At 71.2% G+C, this 19,418-nt stretch carries 14 protein-coding genes and 1 pseudogene; 6 read left to right on the top strand and 9 right to left on the bottom strand.

The genetic code is table 11. From position 1 onward, the window contains the following. Positions 1 to 7: 7 nt before the first annotated feature. The 6 genes from ACIRQP_RS01150 to ACIRQP_RS01125 are packed head-to-tail and all read right to left on the bottom strand — an operon-like array spanning position 8 to position 7,147. Positions 8 to 1,321 carry a CaiB/BaiF CoA transferase family protein gene (locus ACIRQP_RS01150; RefSeq protein WP_403881466.1) on the bottom strand — a complete coding sequence of 438 codons (1,314 nt, stop codon included), beginning with the start codon at positions 1,319 to 1,321 and terminating at the stop codon, positions 8 to 10. Next, positions 1,318 to 2,202 carry a ribokinase gene (gene rbsK / locus ACIRQP_RS01145; RefSeq protein WP_403881462.1) on the bottom strand — a complete coding sequence of 295 codons (885 nt, stop codon included), beginning with the start codon at positions 2,200 to 2,202 and terminating at the stop codon, positions 1,318 to 1,320. Before rbsK ends, ACIRQP_RS01150 begins: the two co-directional genes overlap by 4 nt. Continuing rightward, positions 2,199 to 3,602 carry an ADP-ribosylglycohydrolase family protein gene (locus ACIRQP_RS01140; protein ID WP_403881459.1) on the bottom strand — a complete coding sequence of 468 codons (1,404 nt, stop codon included), beginning with the start codon at positions 3,600 to 3,602 and terminating at the stop codon, positions 2,199 to 2,201. The genes rbsK and ACIRQP_RS01140 overlap by 4 nt, the downstream gene beginning before the upstream one ends. Next, positions 3,599 to 4,870 carry an ADP-ribosylglycohydrolase family protein gene (locus ACIRQP_RS01135; protein WP_403881456.1) on the bottom strand — a complete coding sequence of 424 codons (1,272 nt, stop codon included), beginning with the start codon at positions 4,868 to 4,870 and terminating at the stop codon, positions 3,599 to 3,601. The genes ACIRQP_RS01140 and ACIRQP_RS01135 overlap by 4 nt, the downstream gene beginning before the upstream one ends. Continuing rightward, entirely contained in the window at positions 4,773 to 6,122 is a 1,350-nt protein-coding gene (locus ACIRQP_RS01130) for an ADP-ribosylglycohydrolase family protein (RefSeq protein WP_403881453.1), read from the bottom strand. The genes ACIRQP_RS01135 and ACIRQP_RS01130 overlap by 98 nt, the downstream gene beginning before the upstream one ends. Next, positions 6,119 to 7,147, bottom strand: coding sequence for an ADP-ribosylglycohydrolase family protein (locus tag ACIRQP_RS01125; protein ID WP_403881450.1), 1,029 nt, complete (start codon positions 7,145 to 7,147; stop codon positions 6,119 to 6,121). The genes ACIRQP_RS01130 and ACIRQP_RS01125 overlap by 4 nt, the downstream gene beginning before the upstream one ends. A 254-nt stretch (positions 7,148 to 7,401) precedes the next feature. Here ACIRQP_RS01125 and ACIRQP_RS01120 point away from each other — a divergent pair, with 254 nt between their 5' ends. From ACIRQP_RS01120 to ACIRQP_RS01100, 5 genes are all read left to right on the top strand, one after another. Next, positions 7,402 to 8,130: a VIT1/CCC1 transporter family protein gene (locus ACIRQP_RS01120; protein WP_403881447.1), complete on the top strand. Its 729-nt coding sequence runs from the start codon at positions 7,402 to 7,404 to the stop codon at positions 8,128 to 8,130. A gap of 462 nt (positions 8,131 to 8,592) precedes the next feature. After that, positions 8,593 to 13,176 carry a glutamate synthase large subunit gene (gltB, locus tag ACIRQP_RS01115; protein WP_403881444.1) on the top strand — a complete coding sequence of 1,528 codons (4,584 nt, stop codon included), beginning with the start codon at positions 8,593 to 8,595 and terminating at the stop codon, positions 13,174 to 13,176. Then, entirely contained in the window at positions 13,169 to 14,629 is a 1,461-nt protein-coding gene (locus tag ACIRQP_RS01110) for a glutamate synthase subunit beta (RefSeq protein WP_403881442.1), read from the top strand. The genes gltB and ACIRQP_RS01110 overlap by 8 nt, the downstream gene beginning before the upstream one ends. A 323-nt stretch (positions 14,630 to 14,952) precedes the next feature. Then, positions 14,953 to 15,696 (top strand): vWA domain-containing protein, encoded by a 744-nt coding sequence (locus ACIRQP_RS01105; RefSeq protein WP_403881440.1) that lies wholly within the window; start codon positions 14,953 to 14,955, stop codon positions 15,694 to 15,696. Between the two features lie 31 nt (positions 15,697 to 15,727). Further along, positions 15,728 to 16,177 carry a hypothetical protein gene (locus tag ACIRQP_RS01100; RefSeq protein ID WP_403881437.1) on the top strand — a complete coding sequence of 150 codons (450 nt, stop codon included), beginning with the start codon at positions 15,728 to 15,730 and terminating at the stop codon, positions 16,175 to 16,177. Positions 16,178 to 16,226: 49 nt separating this feature from the next. On the opposite strand, the gene ACIRQP_RS01095 is transcribed toward ACIRQP_RS01100, so the two are convergent. Further along, positions 16,227 to 17,282, bottom strand: coding sequence for a hypothetical protein (locus tag ACIRQP_RS01095; RefSeq protein ID WP_403881435.1), 1,056 nt, complete (start codon positions 17,280 to 17,282; stop codon positions 16,227 to 16,229). 213 nt (positions 17,283 to 17,495) lie between these two features. Between ACIRQP_RS01095 and ACIRQP_RS01090 the strand changes: the two are divergent. Then, positions 17,496 to 18,305 (top strand): annotated as a pseudogene (locus ACIRQP_RS01090) (methyltransferase domain-containing protein); the annotation flags it as partial. Between the two features lie 29 nt (positions 18,306 to 18,334). Here ACIRQP_RS01090 and ACIRQP_RS01085 read toward each other — a convergent pair. Then, on the bottom strand, positions 18,335 to 18,550 hold the full coding sequence (locus ACIRQP_RS01085) for a DUF397 domain-containing protein (RefSeq protein ID WP_403881432.1): 216 nt from the start codon (positions 18,548 to 18,550) through the stop codon (positions 18,335 to 18,337). Beyond that, on the bottom strand, positions 18,534 to 19,373 hold the full coding sequence (locus tag ACIRQP_RS01080; protein ID WP_403881430.1) for a DUF5753 domain-containing protein: 840 nt from the start codon (positions 19,371 to 19,373) through the stop codon (positions 18,534 to 18,536). The genes ACIRQP_RS01085 and ACIRQP_RS01080 overlap by 17 nt, the downstream gene beginning before the upstream one ends. Positions 19,374 to 19,418: the final 45 nt, after the last annotated feature.

The following is a 19,418-nucleotide window of genomic DNA, read 5'->3' as shown; positions in this document are numbered from 1 at the left end:
GGCGCCGTCACAGCGCACCGGCGGAGCGGAGCGCGGCGACCTCGGACCGCGACAGACCCAGCTCTGCCAGGACGCTGTCGGTGTCCGCGCCGTGCGGGCGGCCCGCCCAGCGGATGGCGCCGGGGGTCTCGGAGAGCCGGAAGAGGACGTTCTGCATCCTGAGCGGCCCCAGTTCCGGGTCGGGGACCTCGGTGACGGTGTCCAGGGCCCGGTACTGGGGGTCCGCCATGACGTCGCGGATGTCGTAGACGGGTGCGATCGCGGCCTCGGCCTTCTCGAACTCGGCCATGGCCTCCTCGCGGGTGTGCCGGGCCATCCAGTCGCCGACGGCGTCGTCCAGCACGTCCGCGTGGTCCGCGCGCCCGCCGCCGGTGGTGAACCACGGCTCCGCGACCAGCTCCGGTCGGCCCACCAGACGCATCACGCGTTCGGCGATGGACTGCGCGGAGGTGGAGACCGCCAGCCAGGAGCCGTCGGCCGTGCGGTACGTGTTGCGCGGGGCGTTGTTGCGGGAGCGGTTGCCGGTGCGTGGCTGTACATAGCCGAGCTGGTCGTACCAGAGCGGCTGCGGGCCGAGGACGGTGAGGATCGGCTCGATGATCGCCAGATCCACCACCTGGCCACGGTCCGTGACGGCCCGGCCGCTGAGCGCCGTCATCACCGCGTACGCCGTGGCCAGCGCGGCGATCGAGTCGGCCAGCCCGAAGGGCGGCAGGGTGGGCGGTCCGTCCGGCTCGCCCGTGACGGCGGCGAACCCGCTCATGGCCTCGGCGAGGGTGCCGAACCCCGGGCGGTGGGAGTACGGGCCGAACTGCCCGAAGCCCGTCACCCGCGCGAGCACGAGCCGGGGGTTGGCGGCGGAGAGCTCCTCCCAGCCGAGGCCCCATTTCTCCAGGGTGCCCGGCCGGAAGTTCTCGATGATCACATCGGCCCCGGCGGCGAGCCTGAGCAGCAGATCACGGCCGCCCGGGGTGGAGAGATCGAGGGTGATGGGGCGCTTGTTCCGGCCGAGGAGCTTCCACCACAGGCCCACGCCGTCCTTCGCGGGGCCATGTCCGCGCGAAGGGTCGGGGCGGGTGGGGTGCTCGATCTTGATCACCTCGGCGCCGAAGTCACCGAGCATGGTGGCGGCGAGCGGGCCCGCGAAGAGCGTCGCGAGGTCGAGGACGCGCAGACCGGCGAGGGGCGGGGCGGGTGTGCCGGGTACGGGCGGGGCGGCGGATCGGCCGGGTCCGGGCTGTCCGGGTCCGGGCTGTCGGGAGGCGGGCTGCCGGAGGGCGGGCCGTCCGGGGGCGGGGCTGCTGGGGGCGTGCGCGGTCATCGGACCTCGATCTCGGTGCGGTACGGCATGGACGTGGACGCCCCGGGGCGCTGCACGCAGAGCGCGGCGGCGGCCGACGCCCAGCGCATCGCCTCGGGCATGGGGCGGCCCTCGCAGAGCGCGACGGCGAGAGCGCCCACATAGGTGTCACCGGCGCCGGTGGTGTCCACGGCGGGCACCCGGGGCGCGGTCACCGCGACGGGCGCCGTGTCACGGGCCGCGTACAGACTCCCCGCCGCTCCCATGGTGATCACGACCTCGGGGACCTGCTGGAGCAGGGCCTCGGCCGCCGCGTGCGGGGCGGCGATCCCGGTGAGGATGGCCGCCTCGTGCTCGTTGGGGACCAGCAGATCGACGGCGGCGAGGAGTTCGGGCGGCAGGGGCTGGGCGGGCGCCGGGGTGAGGACGGTGCGTACGGAGTGCCGGCGCGCCGCCTCCGCGCCTTCCAGTACGGCGCTCAGGGGCAGTTCGAGCTGGAGGAGCAGGGCGTCGGCGGCGGCGATCACGGTCTCGTCGCCGGGGCCGAGCCCGCTGACCGTGCCGTTCGCCCCCGGGATCACGACGATCGCGTTGCCGCCCTCGTCGTCGACCACGATATGGGCGGTGCCCGAGGCGCCCATGTGGGTGCGCAGGAGATCCGTGTCGACCCCGGAGGCTTCGAGGGTGTGCCGCAGCAGCTCTCCGTACTCGTCCGCGCCGACCGCGCCGATCAACGCGACCTCACCGCCCACTCGGGCGGCGGCGACGGCCTGGTTGGCGCCCTTTCCGCCGGGAACCGTGCGGAACTCCCGGCCGGTCACGGTCTCCCCGTGCTTCGGGGCGTGCGCGACATACACGACGAGATCCATATTGGCGCTGCCGAGCACCACGATGCCGCTCATGGGCGACGCCCCTCCCTCTGGGGCTCCTTCTCGGCCGGGTCGTGGGCCGCGGCGCGGGTCAGTTCGGCGAGGGCGTCGAAGCCGACGCCGTCGAACCCGGCGACGGAGGTGGCGAGCCGGTTCTTGAGCGGGGCGGTCCAGCGCTCGGGCAGCCCGGCCGGATGGCCGGCCAGCAGTCCGGCGACGGATCCGGCCGTCGCGCCGTTCGAGTCGGTGTCCCAGCCCCCGGACACCACACGGCGGACGGAGCCGCTGAAGTCGCCGTCCGCATGGGTCAGCGCGGCGGCCAGCAGCGCGGCGTTGGGCAGGACATGGATCCAGTGGTAGTGGCCGTACGCGGCGTGCAGGGCGTCGGCCACGGTCTCGAAGTCCCGGTGGGCGCGGGCGGATTCGATCCCGAAGGCGACGGCTTCGGCTAGGCGGGAGCGCGGCGGTACGACGGACAGCCCGGCCCTCAGACAGCCGTGCACCTCGGCGGCGCGGGCCGCGGCGGCGATGACGGCCGCGACGAACATCGCTCCGTACACCCCGTTCGCCGTATGGGTGAGCGTCGCCTCCCGGTGCGCCTGCGCGGCGGCGGTCGCCGGGTCGCCGGGGTTGGTCCAGCCGTGGACGTCGGCGCGGATGGCCGCCCCGATCCACTCCCGGAACGGATTGCGGTACCGGGCGGTCTCCGGCGGCTCGATCCCGGCGAGCAGATTGCGGTACGCGACGCGCTCGGCGGTGAACGTACATCCGGCGGGCAGCTCGTCGAGCCAGAGCCGGGCGACATCGGCGGTGGTGAAGCCGCGGCCGTGGCGCCGGAGCAGAAGCACGGTGAGCAAGGGGTAGTTGAGATCGTCGTCCTCCGGCATCCCGTCGATGTTCTCGGCGAGCGAGGTCGGGGCGGAGCGGCGGTTCCACGGGTACGCGCGGGCGAGATCGTCCGGCACCCCCTCGGCCGTGAACCAGGTGCGCAGCGGCCAGTTGCCGGTGGCGCGGGCGAGGGCCCGGATGCCGGAGAGGGGGAGCCCCTCGACGGGTTTGCCCAGCAGACAGCCCACGGCCCGGCCGAGCCAGGCGGCGTGCAGCCGGGGGACGGAGAGGGCGGGCGACGGCTCACGCGGGGTGTCCGGCCAGGAGGGGCACGCGGCTCTGATCGCGGGCAGGTCCGTCGGTTCCGCGTCCGCGAGGGGCGTGGGCAGCAAGGCCATTTCATCGAGCAACTCGGTTGCCAGTAAACGTAGTTGAGGGGTGGGCGGTACGGGAGAGGCACCCGCGCGGTCCGGGGCGGGCCGCCCGCCCGCCGCGTGCCAGCGCTCGGCGATCCCGGTCGCGTCGCGGCCGTCCTGCGCGGCCTGGCGCAGTTCATGACCGATCAGGTCCTCGGGCTGTACCCAGGTCAGACGCAGGTCCGTCATCGCACGCCCGCCGGTTGCCCGGACGAGGCGAGGTGAGGGGACGTCACCTGGGACGCCGTCAGCTCGATGAAGGCGGCCTCGTGCGCCCGGCGCCGTTCCGCGTCGCGGGCGAACACCTCGTACGCGACCTTCGTCAGCTCCCGCGCCGGGGCGTGCAGATCGAGGCGGCTCGCCTCGGCCACGTCCCGCGCCCACTCGGCGGGGACGGCCGCCTCGCCGCCCAGCGCCCCGGCGAGCGCGCCGCTCATGGTGGCGATCGAGTCGCAGTCCCGGCCGTAGTTGACCGAGCCGAGGACCGTACGGCCGTAGTCGCCCGCGCCGATCAGCAACATGCCGAGCGCGATGGGGAGTTCCTCGATGGAGTGCAGCCGGGAGGGGCGGCGGGCGCCGAGCGACGGCGCGCGGTAGTGCGGGCCGACCGTGTCGTACGGCGTGACCGCCTCGCGCAGCCCGCGCAGCGCGGATTCCGTGTCGCGGTGCCGGGCGGCCACCTTGCACACCGCCTCGATCGCCGCGCGCGTGCCGTCCTTCGCCAGACCCAGACAGGTCGCCACCACCGACGCGGGTGTGGCGTCCGGCAGACACGCGGCGGCCACGGCGGCGGCGAACACCCCCGCCGCCTCCCGTCCGTACGAGGACTGGTGGGCGCCCGCGACCTCGATCGCCTCGGCGTAGGCGGCGGCCGGATGCGCCGCGTTGACCAGACCGATGGGTGCCATGTACATCGCCGCACCGCAGTTGACGATGTTTCCGGTGCCCGCCTCGCGCGGATCGACATGCCCGTAGTGCAACCGGGTGACCAGCCACTTCTCGGCGAGGAAGATCCGCTGGAGCGGCAGCGCCTCGGCCTCCAGCTCGGGGATCCAGCGGGGGGTGGAGATCAGGTCGGGCACGAGATGGTCGGCGACCGCGTACGCGTCGAGATGGTCGCGGACCTTCTCGTACACCCGGATCAGCGCGTGCGTCATCAGGGTGTCGTCGGTGATGTGTCCGTCGCCCTTGTGGTACGGGGCGAGCGGGCGGGCGGTGCGCCAGTCCTCGTTCCACGGTCCGACGATGCCGGTCACCCGGCCGCCGTGCCGTTCCACGATCTGCTCGGGGGAGTACCCCTCGACCGGACCGCCGAGCGCGTCACCGACGGCCGCGCCGATCAGACAGCCGGTGATCCGGTCAGTGAGGGGGAGCGTCGTCGCGGGCGCGCTCCGCGGTGTCATACCGGCCTGTGCTGTCGTACCCGACTGTGCTGTCGTGCCGGACTGTGGTGTCATGTCGGAATTGTCCACCCGGAGTGGTCAGTTCCGTGGCTGCGAGCAGTCCGGCGAGTTCGACGAGATCGGTCCCGGCGAGCCGGGGAAGCGCACACCCCGCCAGGGTCCGGCAGGCGTCCCGCCAGGTGGCCGGTACGGCGTCGCCCCCGCCGAGCGCCCCGGTCAGCGCGCCGGCCAGGGCGGGCGCGGAGTCGGCGACCCTGGACAGACAGGCGGCGGCGGGCACCGCTCCCGCGACACCGCCACCGGCGGCGAGGGCCAGGGCGAGGGCGACCGGGACGGTCTCGGCCGCGGCGATGCCGTAGCTGTAGACGTGGTCGACGATCTGATGTTCGAGCAGCGGTACGAGCGCGAAGGCACCGGCCCGTTCACCGGCGAAGTCGCGGGCCAGCTTGACGGCGTGGCGGGCGTTGCGGCCGATCTCCGTGGGCTCGGGCAGCTGGTCGAGAGCGGCCGCCACGGCGGCCTCGGTGTCCCCGCCGCCGAGCGCGGTCGCGACGGCCGCGGCCATGGCGCGGGCGCCGTGCACCCCGTCGCCGTCCTGGGTGTACCGGGCGTCGAACTCGGCGAGTTCGGCGGCGGCGGCCGGATCGCCGGGGTGGACGACGGCGAGCACGGCGGCCCGTACGCAGGCGGCGTCGTCGAAGTAGTGCGGGTTGTCATGTCCGGTGGCGGGCGGGCGCAGCCCGGTGGCGAGGTTCCCGAGGCCCGCGCGTACGGAGATCCGCGCCCGCAGGGGTGGCACGGCCGACTCCACCTCGGGCGCGCGGGCCGCCGCGGCGGCGATCTCGCAGGCGAGGGAGTTCCACGCGAGATCGACGGCGGCCCGCATCCGGCGGTCGGCGCCCAGATGACGGAAGAGCTCACCGGCGGCGGTGAGCACGGACTCGGCGGCGAAGGCGGCCCACTCGGCGTCGTCGGAGGGGCCGAGTCTGAGCGGCTCGGGGGGCTGGTTGAGCGCGATGGGCACGGGCAGGGTGGTGGTCGCGTTCTGCTCGGCGAAGGTGTCCAGCTCCCGGGTGAGCCGGCGCGTCCACTCGGGCATCCGCGCGGCCCGGTGCCGGGCGGCGGGCCACCCGGCGGCGTCCCCGGCGGCGAGCCCGAGGAGCAGCCCCTCGATCCGGCGGAGGGGGACGACGTCGGGGGAGCGGCCATCGGCCGCCGCGTACGGGTCGCCGGGGGGCTCCGGCGCGTGTGGTGCCTCGGCCCAGGCGCTGTCCTCGCGGGACCGGGCCCACTCGTTCGCTGTCATGACGCCACCCTTTCGTCGTAGTCCGGCATGAGCAGGTCCGCGATGTCCAGTACGTGGTAGCCGCGCATCGAGGGCAGGCAGCTGCCCCGGACCGGGCCGATGACCGAGGACCACTCCCCGGGGATCGCCGCCGCCCCCGACATCGCCCCCGCCAGGGCGCCCGCGACCGCCGCGGTGGTGTCGGCGTCCCGGCCCATGTTGACCGCCGTCAGGACCGACGTACGGAAGTCCCCGCGCGCCGCCGCGAACGCGCCGAAGGCCAGGCCGACCGCCTCGGGGGCCAGGTCGGTCCAGGGGTAGCCGCCGATGACCACCGAGGAGCGGACGGCGCGCTCCATCGTGAGGGTGTCGGGGTACGCCCGCTGCGCGGCGACGACCCCGCGGCGCAGGGTGCGGGCCGTCCAGGAGTCCATCGGGACCACGGAGAGCGCCGCGGCGATCACCGAGGCGGGACCGGCGCCGCCCATCGCGGCGGCGACCCCGGCCGCCACCGCCCGGCCGCCGTAGATGCCCTCGCCGTCGTGGCTGACCCGGCCGTCGACGGCGACCAGCCGGGCGGCCTCCTCGGGGCGGCCCGCGGCGAAGACGCCGAACGGCGCGGCGCGCATCGCGAGCCCGTCGCTCCAGGCGTGCCGGTGCTGGGCCGTGATGGGCGCCGCGAGTCCGCGCCGCAGATTCTCCAGCGTGCCGCGCTCGCTGAAACCGGCCCCGCGGAAAGGGCCCTCGTCATGGTCCGCGAGCCAGTGGTGCCAGGCGTTCTCCACATGCGCGACGGTCAGGGCCGAGCCGTGCCTGGCGAGCAGGAGCCCGGAGAAGATCGCGTACTCGGTGTCGTCGGTGCCCGCGGGGCTGTCGGCCACGAACCCTTCGATACGGCCCCAGCGGCGGCGGATCTCGGAGGGCCGCATGTTCTCCGCCGGGGCGCCGATCGCGTCGCCGACGGCGAGCCCGAGCAGGGCACCGCGCGCCCGGTCTCGGAGTACCGCGACCGCGTCGACCGCGGGATCGCGAGGGACTGACTCCATGGTGTGGCCCTTTCGCGCGAGCCTGTGACACCGCATCCGTGTCTGACGCATCTGTGCCACACGGAGGGCCGGGGGAGTCAGGGAAAGCCCGCTGTCACCCGGGTGACATCTGTGCCGTGGCGCGGCCCAAGGCCGGTAAGTACGGCCTTCCTTGCTGGCGGGAGCCGTTTTTCGTGCGTATTTTCGAAGCGTTGGGAGGGGTGGCACCGGTCTTGGACGGACCGGAATCCGCCCCCGAGATTCAGGGGAGAGGCATGTCCATCATCGACACCGAGGCAACGCTTCACGAGGCGCACCGTGACAACCACACGCATCGCGATGTGAACGGCGGCTGGCTGCGTCCCGCGGTGTTCGGCGCGATGGACGGCCTGGTCTCCAACCTGGCGCTGATGACCGGTGTCGCGGGCGGCGCCGTCTCCCAGCAGACGATCGTGATCACCGGGCTCGCGGGCCTGGCGGCCGGTGCCTTCTCGATGGCCGCGGGCGAGTACACCTCGGTCGCCTCCCAGCGTGAGCTGGTCCAGGCCGAGCTGGAGGTGGAGCGCGGGGAGCTGCGGAAGTACCCCGCCGACGAGCTGGAGGAGCTGGCCGCGCTCTATGTGTCACGCGGCGTGGAGCCCGCGCTCGCCCGCGAGGTGGCCGAGCAGCTCTCGAAGGACCCCGAGCAGGCGCTGGAGATACACGCGCGCGAGGAGCTGGGGGTCGACCCGGACGATCTGCCGTCGCCGCTGGTCGCCGCCGTGTCGTCGTTCGGCTCGTTCGCCCTGGGCGCGCTGCTGCCCGTACTGCCGTATCTGCTCGGCGCCACCGTGCTGTGGCCCGCCGTGCTGCTCGCGCTGGCCGGGCTCTTCGCCTGCGGTGCGCTGGTGGCGCGGGTGACGGCGCGCAGCTGGTGGTACAGCGGGCTGCGGCAGCTGTTCCTCGGCGGAACGGCCGCGGCGCTCACCTACGGGCTCGGAGCCCTGTTCGGCGCCGCCCTCTAGCGACGATCTGCGGACAGACCCTGGGGCGGGACTTTTCCCTGGCCGGGACCATCCCGAATCCGGGAGCGAGGCTCTAACCTGGACAGAGCCCCCGAGGGCGGCGGGCGGAAACGCCCGCCCTGCAACGTATGTCCCCCGAGCATGTCCCCGCGCGTTCCGGCCTCAGGGATGCGACACTTTGCCAGCGCCATACCAGCAGCCGTTACCCGGCGGTTTCGAGTCGGTAATCACCGGGCATGAGCCGTAGGCGCCGCGGGCAACGAAGCCTGCTCCGCCCCTGCCGACCGGACGTCGATCTGTCCGTCTGCTCCCCCATCCACCGCTATGCGCGGTGTCCACATGTTGGAACACGCTATCCGCTTCCCGAGAAGCTGCCCATCATGTAACCTGCACGAAATTTCTTTGGAGGGCCAACGTCGTCCCTCGGTACTCGCATATGCCACGACGACGACGGGAGAGCCGATGCGTTCCCACGCCTGGTCGCCCATGGACGGTCGCCCCGCCCCGCAAGGGATGTACGACCCCCGTAACGAGCACGACGCCTGTGGTGTCGGGTTCGTGGCCACCCTCACCGGTGTAGCCAGCCATGCGCTGGTGGAGCAGGCGCTGACCGTACTGCGCAATCTCGAACACCGCGGCGCCACCGGCTCCGAGCCGGACTCCGGTGACGGCGCCGGAATCCTCCTCCAGGTACCGGACGCCTTCCTGCGCGAGGTCGCCGGTTTCGCACTGCCCGAGGCCGGATCGTACGCCGTCGGCACCGGCTTCCTGCCCGCCGACGACGCCACCGAGGCCGTCTCACGCATCGAGACGATCGCCGCCGAGGAGGGTCTGAACGTCCTCGGCTGGCGCGAGGTCCCCGTCGCCCCCGCGCTGCTCGGCTCCACCGCCCGCTCGACGATGCCGGCCTTCCGCCAGCTGTTCGTGGCGGACGGTACGAACGCGGGCATCGCCCTGGACCGCAAGGCGTTCCTGCTGCGCAAGCGCGCCGAGCGCGAGGCCGGGGTCTACTTCCCGTCCCTCTCCGCCCGGACGATCGTCTACAAGGGCATGCTCACCACCGGGCAGCTGGAGCCGTTCTTCCCGGACCTCTCCGACCGCCGCTTCGCGACCGCGATCGCGCTGGTCCACTCGCGGTTCTCCACGAACACCTTCCCGAGCTGGCCGCTCGCCCACCCGTACCGCTTCGTCGCGCACAACGGCGAGATCAACACGGTCATGGGCAACCGCAACTGGATGCGCGCCCGCGAGTCGCAGCTGGCTTCCGGGACGTTCGGCTCCGCCGACAATGGACGCGGCGGTACCGAGGCGCTGGAGCGGATCTTCCCCGTCTGTACGCCGGCCGCCTCCGACTCCGCGTCCTTCGACGAGGTCCTTGAGCTGATCCACCTCGGCGGCCGGTCGCTGCCGCACTCCGTGCTGATGATGGTCCCCGAGGCGTGGGAGAACCACGAGTCCATGGACCCGGCCCGGCGCGCCTTCTACCAGTTCCACGCCACGATGATGGAGCCCTGGGACGGCCCCGCCTGTGTCACCTTCACCGACGGCACCCAGGTCGGCGCGGTCCTCGACCGCAACGGACTGCGTCCGGGCCGCTACTGGGTGACCGACGAAGGGCTCGTCGTCCTCTCCTCCGAGGTCGGCGTCCTCGACATCGACCCCTCCAAGGTCGTCCGCAAGGGCCGCCTCCAGCCCGGCCGGATGTTCCTCGTCGACACCGCCGAACACCGCATCATCGAGGACGACGAGATCAAGGCGTCCCTCGCCGCCGAGCAGCCGTACCAGGAGTGGCTGGAGACCGGCGAGATCGAGCTGTCGGACCTGCCCGAGCGCGAGCACATCGTGCACACGCACGCCTCCGTCACCCGCCGCCAGCAGACCTTCGGCTACACCGAGGAGGAGCTGCGCGTCCTGCTCGCGCCGATGGCACGGGCCGGCGCCGAGCCGATCGGCTCCATGGGGACGGACTCGCCGATCGCCGCGCTCTCCGCCCGGCCCCGGCTGCTCTTCGACTACTTCACCCAGCTCTTCGCGCAGGTCACCAACCCGCCGCTGGACGCCATCCGCGAGGAGCTCGTCACCTCGCTGCGCTCCTGGCTCGGCCCGCAGGGCAATCTGCTGGAGCCGACCGCCGCGTCCTGCCGCAGCGTCACCCTGCCCTTTCCGGTGATCGACAACGACGAGCTGGCCAAGCTCGTCCACATAAACGCTGACGGCGACATGCCCGGCATGAAGGCCGCCACGCTCTCCGGTCTCTACCGGGTCGGCGGCGGCGGTGACGCCCTCGCCACCCGCATCGACGAGATCTGCGCCGAGACCGACGCCGCGATCGAGAGCGGCGCCCGGATCATCGTGCTCTCCGACCGGCACTCCGACGCCGAGCACGCCCCGATGCCCTCGCTGCTGCTGACCGCCGCCGTGCACCACCACCTCATCCGCACCAAGCAGCGCACCCAGGTCGGGCTGCTGATCGAGGCCGGTGACGTCCGTGAGGTGCACCATGTCGCGCTGCTCATCGGCTACGGCGCCGCCGCCGTCAACCCGTACCTCGCCATGGAGAGCGTCGAGGACCTGGTCCGCGCCGGTACGTTCATCGAGGGCCTGGCGCCCGAGCAGGCGATCAGGAACCTGATCTACGCGCTCGGCAAGGGCGTCCTGAAGGTGATGTCCAAGATGGGCATCTCCACCGTCGCCTCCTACCGGGGCGCGCAGGTCTTCGAGGCCGTCGGCCTGGACCAGTCCTTCGTCGACAAGTACTTCAACGGCACCGCCACCAAGATCGGCGGCGCCGGTCTCGATGTCGTCGCCGAGGAGGTCGCCGCCCGGCACGCCAAGGGCTACCCGGCCTCCGGGATCTCCGCGACCCACCGCACGCTGGAGATCGGCGGCGAGTACCAGTGGCGCCGTGAGGGCGAGCCGCACCTCTTCGACCCGGAGACCGTCTTCCGGCTCCAGCACGCCACGCGCTCACGCAGCTACGACATCTTCAAGCAGTACACGAGCCGGGTGAACGAGCAGTCCGAGCGGCTGATGACGCTGCGCGGCCTGTTCAACTTCGCCTCCGGCCGTACGCCGGTCCCGCTGGACGAGGTCGAGCCCGCCTCCGAGATCGTCAAGCGCTTCTCCACCGGCGCCATGTCGTACGGCTCGATCTCCCGCGAGGCGCACGAAACCCTCGCCATCGCCATGAACCAGCTGGGCGGCAAGTCCAACACCGGTGAGGGCGGCGAGGACGCGGACCGGCTCTACGACCCGGCCCGCCGCTCCTCCATCAAGCAGGTCGCCTCCGGCCGCTTCGGTGTCACCAGCGAGTACCTGGTCAACGCCGACGACATCCAGATCAAGATGGCGCAGGGCGCCAAGCCCGGCGAGGGCGGCCAGCTGCCCGGCCACAAGGTCTACCCGTGGGTCGCCAAGACCCGGCACTCCACCCCGGGCGTCGGTCTGATCTCCCCGCCGCCGCACCACGACATCTACTCCATCGAGGATCTCGCCCAGCTGATCCACGACCTGAAGAACGCCAACCCGCAGGCCCGCATCCATGTGAAGCTGGTCTCCGAGGTCGGCGTCGGCACCGTCGCCGCGGGTGTCTCCAAGGCGCACGCCGATGTCGTTCTGATCTCCGGACACGACGGCGGTACGGGCGCCTCGCCGCTCACCTCGCTCAAGCACGCGGGCGGCCCCTGGGAGCTGGGCCTCGCCGAGACCCAGCAGACCCTGCTGCTCAACGGCCTGCGCGACCGCATCGTCGTCCAGACCGACGGCCAGCTGAAGACCGGCCGCGATGTCGTCATCGCCGCGCTGCTGGGCGCCGAGGAGTTCGGTTTCGCGACCGCGCCGCTCGTCGTCTCCGGCTGCGTCATGATGCGCGTCTGCCATCTGGACACCTGCCCGGTGGGCATCGCCACCCAGAACCCGGTGCTGCGCGAGCGGTTCTCCGGCAAGGCCGAGTACATCGTCAACTTCTTCCGGTTCATCGCCGAGGAGGTCCGTGAACTCCTCGCCGAGCTGGGCTTCCGTACGCTCGAAGAGGCCGTCGGCCACGCCGAACTGCTCGACACCGAGCGGGCCGTGAACCACTGGAAGGCGCAGGGCCTCGACCTGAAGCCGCTCTTCCATGTGCCCGCGCTGCCCGAGAACGCCGTACGCCACCAGGTCATCGGCCAGGACCACGGCCTGGAGAAGGCGCTCGACAACGAGCTGATCAAGCTCGCCGCCGACGCCCTGAGCGCCGAGAGCGCCGAGGCCGCCCAGCCCGTACGCGCCCAGATCGGCATCCGGAACATCAACCGGACCGTCGGCACCATGCTCGGCAACCAGGTGACCAAGAAGTTCGGTGGCGCCGGCCTGCCCGACGACACCATCGACATCACCTTCACCGGCTCCGCCGGCCAGTCCTTCGGCGCGTTCCTGCCGAGCGGTGTCACGCTGCGCCTGGAGGGCGACGCCAACGACTACGTCGGCAAGGGCCTCTCCGGCGGCCGGGTCGTCGTACGGCCCGACCGCGGCGCCGACCACCTCGCGGAGTACTCCACCATCGCGGGCAACACCATCGCCTACGGCGCCACCGGCGGCGAACTCTTCCTGCGCGGCCGTACCGGCGAGCGCTTCTGCGTCCGCAACTCCGGCGCCACCGTCGTCTCCGAGGGCGTGGGCGACCACGGCTGCGAGTACATGACCGGCGGCCACGCCGTCGTCCTCGGCGAGACGGGCCGCAACTTCGCGGCCGGTATGTCGGGCGGTGTCGCGTACGTCATCGACCTCGACACCGACAGTGTCAACGCCGGCAACCTGGGCGCCGTCGAACCGCTCGACGACACCGACAAGCAGTGGCTGCACGATGTGGTGCGCCGCCACCAGGAGGAGACGGGCTCCACCGTCGCGGAGAAGCTGCTCGCCGAGTGGGACACCGCGGTGGACCGCTTCAGCAAGATCATCCCGACCACGTACAAGGCAGTGCTCGCCGCCAAGGACGCCGCCGAGCTGGCCGGTCTCTCGGAGACCGAGACCACCGAGAAGATGATGGAGGCGGCGATCAATGGCTGACCCGAAGGGCTTTCTCACCACCGGCCGCGAGGTCGCCAGGACCCGTCCCGCCGAGGAGCGCGTCAAGGACTGGAACGAGGTCTACGTTCCGGGCTCGCTGCTCCCGATCATCAGCAAGCAGGCCGGACGCTGCATGGACTGCGGCATCCCCTTCTGTCACAACGGCTGTCCGCTGGGGAATCTGATCCCCGAGTGGAACGACTACGCGTACCGCGAGGACTGGACGGCCGCGAGCGAGCGGCTGCACGCCACCAACAACTTCCCGGAGTTCACCGGGCGGCTCTGCCCGGCCCCCTGCGAGTCGGCGTGCGTCCTCGCGATCAACCAGCCCGCCGTCACCATCAAGAACGTCGAAGTCTCGATCATCGACAAGGCGTGGGACAGCGGTGATGTCACCCCGCAGCCGCCGGAGCGGCTCTCCGGCAAGACCGTCGCCGTCATCGGCTCGGGCCCGGCGGGACTGGCCGCCGCCCAGCAGCTGACCCGGGCCGGTCACACCGTCGCGGTGTACGAGCGCGCCGACCGGATCGGCGGACTGCTGCGGTACGGCATCCCCGAGTTCAAGATGGAGAAGTCGCACATCAACCGCCGTATCGAGCAGATGCGCGCGGAGGGCACCAAGTTCCGTACCGAGATCGAGATCGGCCGGGACATCGACGCGACGAAGCTGCGCAAGCGGTACGACGCCGTCGTGATCGCCGCGGGCGCCACCGTCTCGCGCGATCTGCCCGTCCCGGGCCGTGAGCTGAACGGCATCCACTTCGCGATGGAGTACCTGCCGCTCTCCAACAAGGTGCGGGAGGGCGATCTGACGGTCTCCCCGATCTCCGCCGAGGGCAAGCACGTCGTGGTCATCGGCGGTGGCGACACCGGCGCGGACTGCGTCGGTACGGCACACCGCCAGGGCGCCGCCTCCGTCACCCAGCTGGAGATCATGCCGAGGCCGGGCGAGGAGCGCGCCGCGCACCAGCCGTGGCCGACCTTCCCGATGCTCTACAAGGTCACCTCCGCGCACGAGGAGGGCGGCGAGCGGGTCTACTCCGTTTCCACCACCCACTTCGAGGGCGACGCGGACGGCAACGTCCAGTTCCTGCACCTGGTCGAGGTGGAGTTCAAGGGCGGCAAGCTGGAGCAGAAGCCGGGCACGGAACGGAAGATCCCGGCCCAGCTGGTCACGCTCGCCATGGGCTTCACCGGCACCGACCAGGAGAACGGCCTGGTCGAGCAGTTCGGCCTGGAGCTGGACGAGCGTGGGAACATCGCGCGTGACGCGGACTTCGCGACCAACGTGCCCGGCGTGTATGTGGCCGGGGACGCGGGCCGCGGCCAGTCCCTGATCGTGTGGGCGATCGCCGAGGGCCGCTCGGCGGCGCGCGGCGTGGACCGGATGCTGACCGGCACGAGTGATCTGCCGGCCCCGATCCGTCCGACGGACCGTGCGCTGACGGTCTGATACGTCACCGGTTTCCCCCTCAAGGTCACCGGGGTCACCTGTTTCACTCAAGGCTCCCGTACAACGGCGTACGGGCGGTGTCGGCCCGGGGAGCGTCTCCCGGGCCTTCCCGCAAGACGCGGCGCCTGCCCCAGTCCCCGACCGGACCGATGGCAGGCGCCGTGGCATGCGTCGGGCAGCCGGTGCATGCGTCGGGCAGGGGGAGAGCGGAGACGGGGAGAGCGGGAGACGGGGGAGAGCGGGAGACGGCTGAGGAGAACCGGACGCAGCCGCCGGTGACATAATCGCGGCACCCGCATCGCGTCGACCGAAGGGGACCGCGCATGGTCACCGCCCCCGCCCCGGCCGGAGCTGCCATCAGTCTCCGGAAGGTCGAGGAGACGGCCCCGGCGCTCGTCAGCCTCTACAAGAGCGCGGCGGTCTCGCTGACGAAGAACGGCCTGAGCGGACAGCGCGCGGCCGTCTACCTGGTGCTCGACTACTCGGGCTCGATGCGGGAGTACTACAAGGACGGCAGCGTCCAGGCCCTGGCCGACCGGGTGTTGGGGCTCTCCGCGCATCTGGACGACGACGGCGTCGTGCCCGTCGTCCTCTTCTCCACGGACATCGACGCGGAGTCGGACATCTCGCTGACCGACCACCACGGCCGGATCGACGCGATCGTCGCCGGACTCGGCCATATGGGCAGGACCAGCTACCACCTGGCCATGGACGCCGTCATCGACCACTACCTGGACAGTGGTTCGACCGCCCCCGCCCTGGTGGTCTTCCAGACGGACGGCGGCCCGATCAGCAAGCCGGCCGCCGAGCGGTATCTCTGCAAGGCGGCCGAACTGCCGCTGTTCTGGCAGTTCATCGGCTTCGGCGACCCGGAGAGCAAACAGTTCGACTTCCTTCGCAAGCTCGACGACCTCGCCGTCCCGGCGAAACGGCGCGTCGACAACGCCGGGTTCTTCCACGCGGGCAAGGACCCGCGCCGGGTCGAGGACGCCGTCCTGTACGACCGGCTGACCGGCGAATTCCCTCAGTGGCTCACGGCCGCACGGCAGTTGGGCATCGTCACATGAGCCCCGGATCCCGCGCCAGGAGCAGGTGACCATGGCTCCCGCGCCCGCCACGCCCCCGGTCGGTGCCACCGTCCTTGAATGCGGGCGGCCGTTCGGGCCGACGGCCGGAGGTGTGCTGACCCTGACCGGACGGTTCCCCGCGAGCGTGCCGCCCGGTGAGCCGGCGGTCACCGGCACGGTCGAGGCCACCAGCCCGGTGGCCGTCCGGGGCGTGGTGCTCCCGCGGGCCGATGTGTTCCTCGTCCGGCACGGCCGCGTGGCGACCGTGCCGGCGGCGCAGGACTCGATGGGCATCCGATGGGATCTCACCGCGGGGAAGGCAGAACGTCTTCCCGGCGAGGCCGCACTCGTGTCCTGCGACCCGGGCGGAGGGCGGGTACGCCCGGGGACCTACGAGCTGTACGCGCGGGTGGTGTTCACCCCGGACGACGGGGCGGGTACGGAGTCCTTCGGCGGGCCGTGGTCACTGGAGGTGCGGTGACCGGGCGACGAACGGCAGGCCGGGAACACCACGGGCGTGGGCTGCCGGCTCAGCCGGTCACGATGCTCACCCCCAGCGCGGGAGCCACGACCGTCCACGGCTGGACGTATCCCGTGGAGCCGTCACCGCTGCTCGCGATGGAGTGACCGCGGATGAACGAGCCCGAGCTGTTCTTGGCGTAGAAGGGCGCGCCCGAGTCACCGCCCTGCTGGATGAGGCCACCCGTGTAGACGATGACCGGCGACTTGCAGCCGGTTGCCGTGCACACCTGCCCGGAGATGCTGGTCGCCGTGTGACCGCACTGCTCGCCGGTGGTCCGGCCGCTGTGACAGTAGGCGTTGTAGCCGACGGAGGCGCCACCGGCCGAGACCACCGGGATGCTGGTGTTGCTGTCGACGCCACCGGTGAACGTACGGCCCGAGTAGCTCTGGCCGCCGATGAGTTCGACGTCCATGGGCTCGCCGGTGACCGTGGGCAGGCGCCGGTTGGAGACGGTGCCGTAGGTGAACCTGCCGGACTCGGTCAGGACGGTGGCGCCGTTGGCGAAGCAGTGTCCCGCGGTGGTCGAGAACGTGGTCCCGGCGGAGTTCCGCACCGCGTATCCGGAGGAACACAGACCGCCCCCGGACGTGATGCCGCCACCGCCGTAGAACGGCGGCGAGTCGTCACGACGGCTGAACGTGTCGGACACGGCCGTGGCGCGCACCCGTACGTCGGTGGCGGCCTGGTTCTCATCGGCCGGCGCGTCGGACAGATCGGTCAACGTGGACACGAGGCTCGCGGGCGCGTCCGTTTCGAGGACAATCTTCCCGGTGGTGTGGTCCACGTAGCTGCCGAACGTGTACGTGGTGCCGTGCGTGTCGACGTAGTTGGCGATCCTCCGCTGGATCTCCGTCAGCGCCGCCTCCGCACTGGGCGACGAGACGACCTCGGCGGCAGAGCCCCGGTCCGGGGCGAGGCTGTCGTCCTTCGCGGCGGACGCGCCGGAGGTCTCCCGCTCCTTGTCCCCATCCGACGCGCCCTGCGCCGGCCCGGCACTCAGAGCTGTCAGAACGGCGACGGCGACGACGGCCGCGCCCAGTAATGATCTCTTTGTCTTGCGCATGTCAAGCAATCCTTTCCGGTGTGCATCCACGATTCGATGCCGTGGTCTGCGAGGCGACAGGGGGGCGATGGCGAAACCCGCGAACGGGTCTCGACAGGCCCGACCGGCTCACTCGATCCGAGAGCCGTCGCAGACAGTGTCCAGCTGAACACGCCGCGCCATAAGTACTCGGGAGAGTGAACCCTTTCCAGGCCGCCAGCCTCCGGTCAGCGCGTCCTGGAGATCGGTACCGGCACCGGCTGGAACGCGGCTCTGCTGTCCCATCGGCTGGGCGACGAGAACGTGGTGACGGTCGAGGTCGACGAAGCGAGCGCACGCGACGCGCGCGAGCGCCTTGAGCCGGCCGGGTACCGCCCGACGACCGTCGCGGGTGACGGAGCGCGAGGCTTCCCCGAGGCGGCGCCCTACGACCGCGTCATCGCCACGTGCTCCGTCGGCAGCGTCCCCCGTGCGTGGATCGCTCAGACCAAGCCGGGCGGAGTCATCGTCACACCGTGGGGCCCGACGTACGGAGGAGAGGCGATCGCTCGTCTGAGGGTGGCCGACGACGGCACCGCGTCGGGACCGTTCGTCGGCTCATCGGCGTTCATGCGCCTGCGCGCCCGGCGAGCCGTGCGCAAGCACGTCCGCGAGTACCTGAACGGCCGGAGCCGGCCGGCTGACGGCAGGAAGAGTACGACGCCGCTCTCCCCGGAGGAGGTGGGGGAGTGGCCCGTCATGTTCGCGATCGGTGCGCGGGTGCCCGGCGCGTTCCCGTGGATGGAGCCGTACGCGGATGGCTCGTACACCCTGTGGCTACGGGAGACGGCCGGGACGAGTTGGGCCACGGCCGACTACGAGAAGGGGCGGGACGAGTACGAGGTCTACCGGTCCGGCCCCAGGAAGCTCTGGGACGAGGTCGAGACCGCGTTCGGGTGGTGGGAGGAACGAGGCCGCCCCGGGTTCGAACGCCTCGGGCTGACCGTGGACGCGGATGAGGAGCGGGTGTGGCTGGACACCCCGGACGCATTGGTCGTCCCGTGACCCCCAACCCGGCACCCGCTCCGGGTGGTTCAGGCGGGGAGCGTGTCTTGCTTGATGGCGGTGATGAAGGCGGACCAGTGGTGGGTGGGGATGAGGATGGCGGGGCCGTGGGGGTCCTTGCTGTCGCGGACAGGGACGGCCGCGGGGTAGCCGTCGGAGACCTCGACGCACCCGCCCGCTCCGTTGTCGCTGTAGCTCGACTTACGCCAGGCGGGCAGAGCGGACGCGTCAGGAATCGTCTTCATCTTCATACTCTTTCAGGTATCTACGGATCAGGTCGAGAGATTCATCATCCGTCAGGGCCATCGAGCGAGCCAGATCGAAGCCCTCCGTCAGCTCAACCACCCTCTTTGTCGACTCTACTGCTTCGCCGGAGTCGAAGCTCTCGACCAGAGCGATTGTCCCGCCCTCTTTCAAGGTCATGAGGGTGAGTCCTCCTCCCAGCATGGGATGCATGCCCTTGGCGAACGGGAGAACTTGGATCGTGATGCGAGGCCGGGCGGCCATCTTCATGAGATGACGTAGCTGCTCAACCATGTTGCTCTTTGGTGCCGTTGGGCGCCTCAGGGCGGCTTCGTCGATCATTGCCCAGTAGGGAAGCGGTTCTTCGCGGTCAAACACCCGTTGTCTGCGCATACGGATAGCGATGCGCTCATTCAGTCCGTCTTCGGACTCGTTGGGGAGCGACCTGCGAAACAGTTCGCGCGCATACTCCTCCGTTTGAAGAAGCCCGGGAATCAGGCTGCTCGTGAAGACCTGGATTCGCTCCGCAGATGGCTCCTTGCTGATGAACATCCGGCTGTAGTCGGGAATCAGCGAGTCGTGTGCCAACTCCAATAGATCCGCCAGTACGCCGTCTGTGTCGAAGAATTCGTCCAGCAAGCGGACCAGCGCTTCGGACGGTAGTTGGTCCCCCAGCTCGACTCTGCCGAGATAGCTGTGCGAGTAGCCGCCTACCTGTTCGGAGAGCTGACGGATCGACAACCCTCTGCGTTCTCGTAGGCGACGCACCCGCCTACCCAGCCTCAATCGTGGTGTGAGCTTGTCCGATTCGTTGTTCAGCTCCACTTGGATCGAACCTTCTTTCGTCCAACCCGCTGTCCACTGCGGGCA

Origin of the sequence: Streptomyces sp. NPDC102274, from assembly GCF_044766385.1 — a bacterium.
GTDB lineage: Bacteria > Actinomycetota > Actinomycetes > Streptomycetales > Streptomycetaceae > Streptomyces.
This window is presented reverse-complemented; position numbering and strand designations above follow the sequence as displayed.

Coding starts and splice junctions, on each gene's coding strand:
- ACIRQP_RS01150 (WP_403881466.1), bottom strand. CDS start 1,321: ATGACCGCGCACGCCCCCAGCAGCCCCGCCCCCGGACGGCCCGCCCTC.
- rbsK (WP_403881462.1), bottom strand. CDS start 2,202: ATGAGCGGCATCGTGGTGCTCGGCAGCGCCAATATGGATCTCGTCGTG.
- ACIRQP_RS01140 (WP_403881459.1), bottom strand. CDS start 3,602: ATGACGGACCTGCGTCTGACCTGGGTACAGCCCGAGGACCTGATCGGT.
- ACIRQP_RS01135 (WP_403881456.1), bottom strand. CDS start 4,870: ATGACACCACAGTCCGGCACGACAGCACAGTCGGGTACGACAGCACAG.
- ACIRQP_RS01130 (WP_403881453.1), bottom strand. CDS start 6,122: ATGACAGCGAACGAGTGGGCCCGGTCCCGCGAGGACAGCGCCTGGGCC.
- ACIRQP_RS01125 (WP_403881450.1), bottom strand. CDS start 7,147: ATGGAGTCAGTCCCTCGCGATCCCGCGGTCGACGCGGTCGCGGTACTC.
- ACIRQP_RS01120 (WP_403881447.1), top strand. CDS start 7,402: ATGTCCATCATCGACACCGAGGCAACGCTTCACGAGGCGCACCGTGAC.
- gltB (WP_403881444.1), top strand. CDS start 8,593: ATGCGTTCCCACGCCTGGTCGCCCATGGACGGTCGCCCCGCCCCGCAA.
- ACIRQP_RS01110 (WP_403881442.1), top strand. CDS start 13,169: ATGGCTGACCCGAAGGGCTTTCTCACCACCGGCCGCGAGGTCGCCAGG.
- ACIRQP_RS01105 (WP_403881440.1), top strand. CDS start 14,953: ATGGTCACCGCCCCCGCCCCGGCCGGAGCTGCCATCAGTCTCCGGAAG.
- ACIRQP_RS01100 (WP_403881437.1), top strand. CDS start 15,728: ATGGCTCCCGCGCCCGCCACGCCCCCGGTCGGTGCCACCGTCCTTGAA.
- ACIRQP_RS01095 (WP_403881435.1), bottom strand. CDS start 17,282: ATGCGCAAGACAAAGAGATCATTACTGGGCGCGGCCGTCGTCGCCGTC.
- ACIRQP_RS01085 (WP_403881432.1), bottom strand. CDS start 18,550: ATGAAGACGATTCCTGACGCGTCCGCTCTGCCCGCCTGGCGTAAGTCG.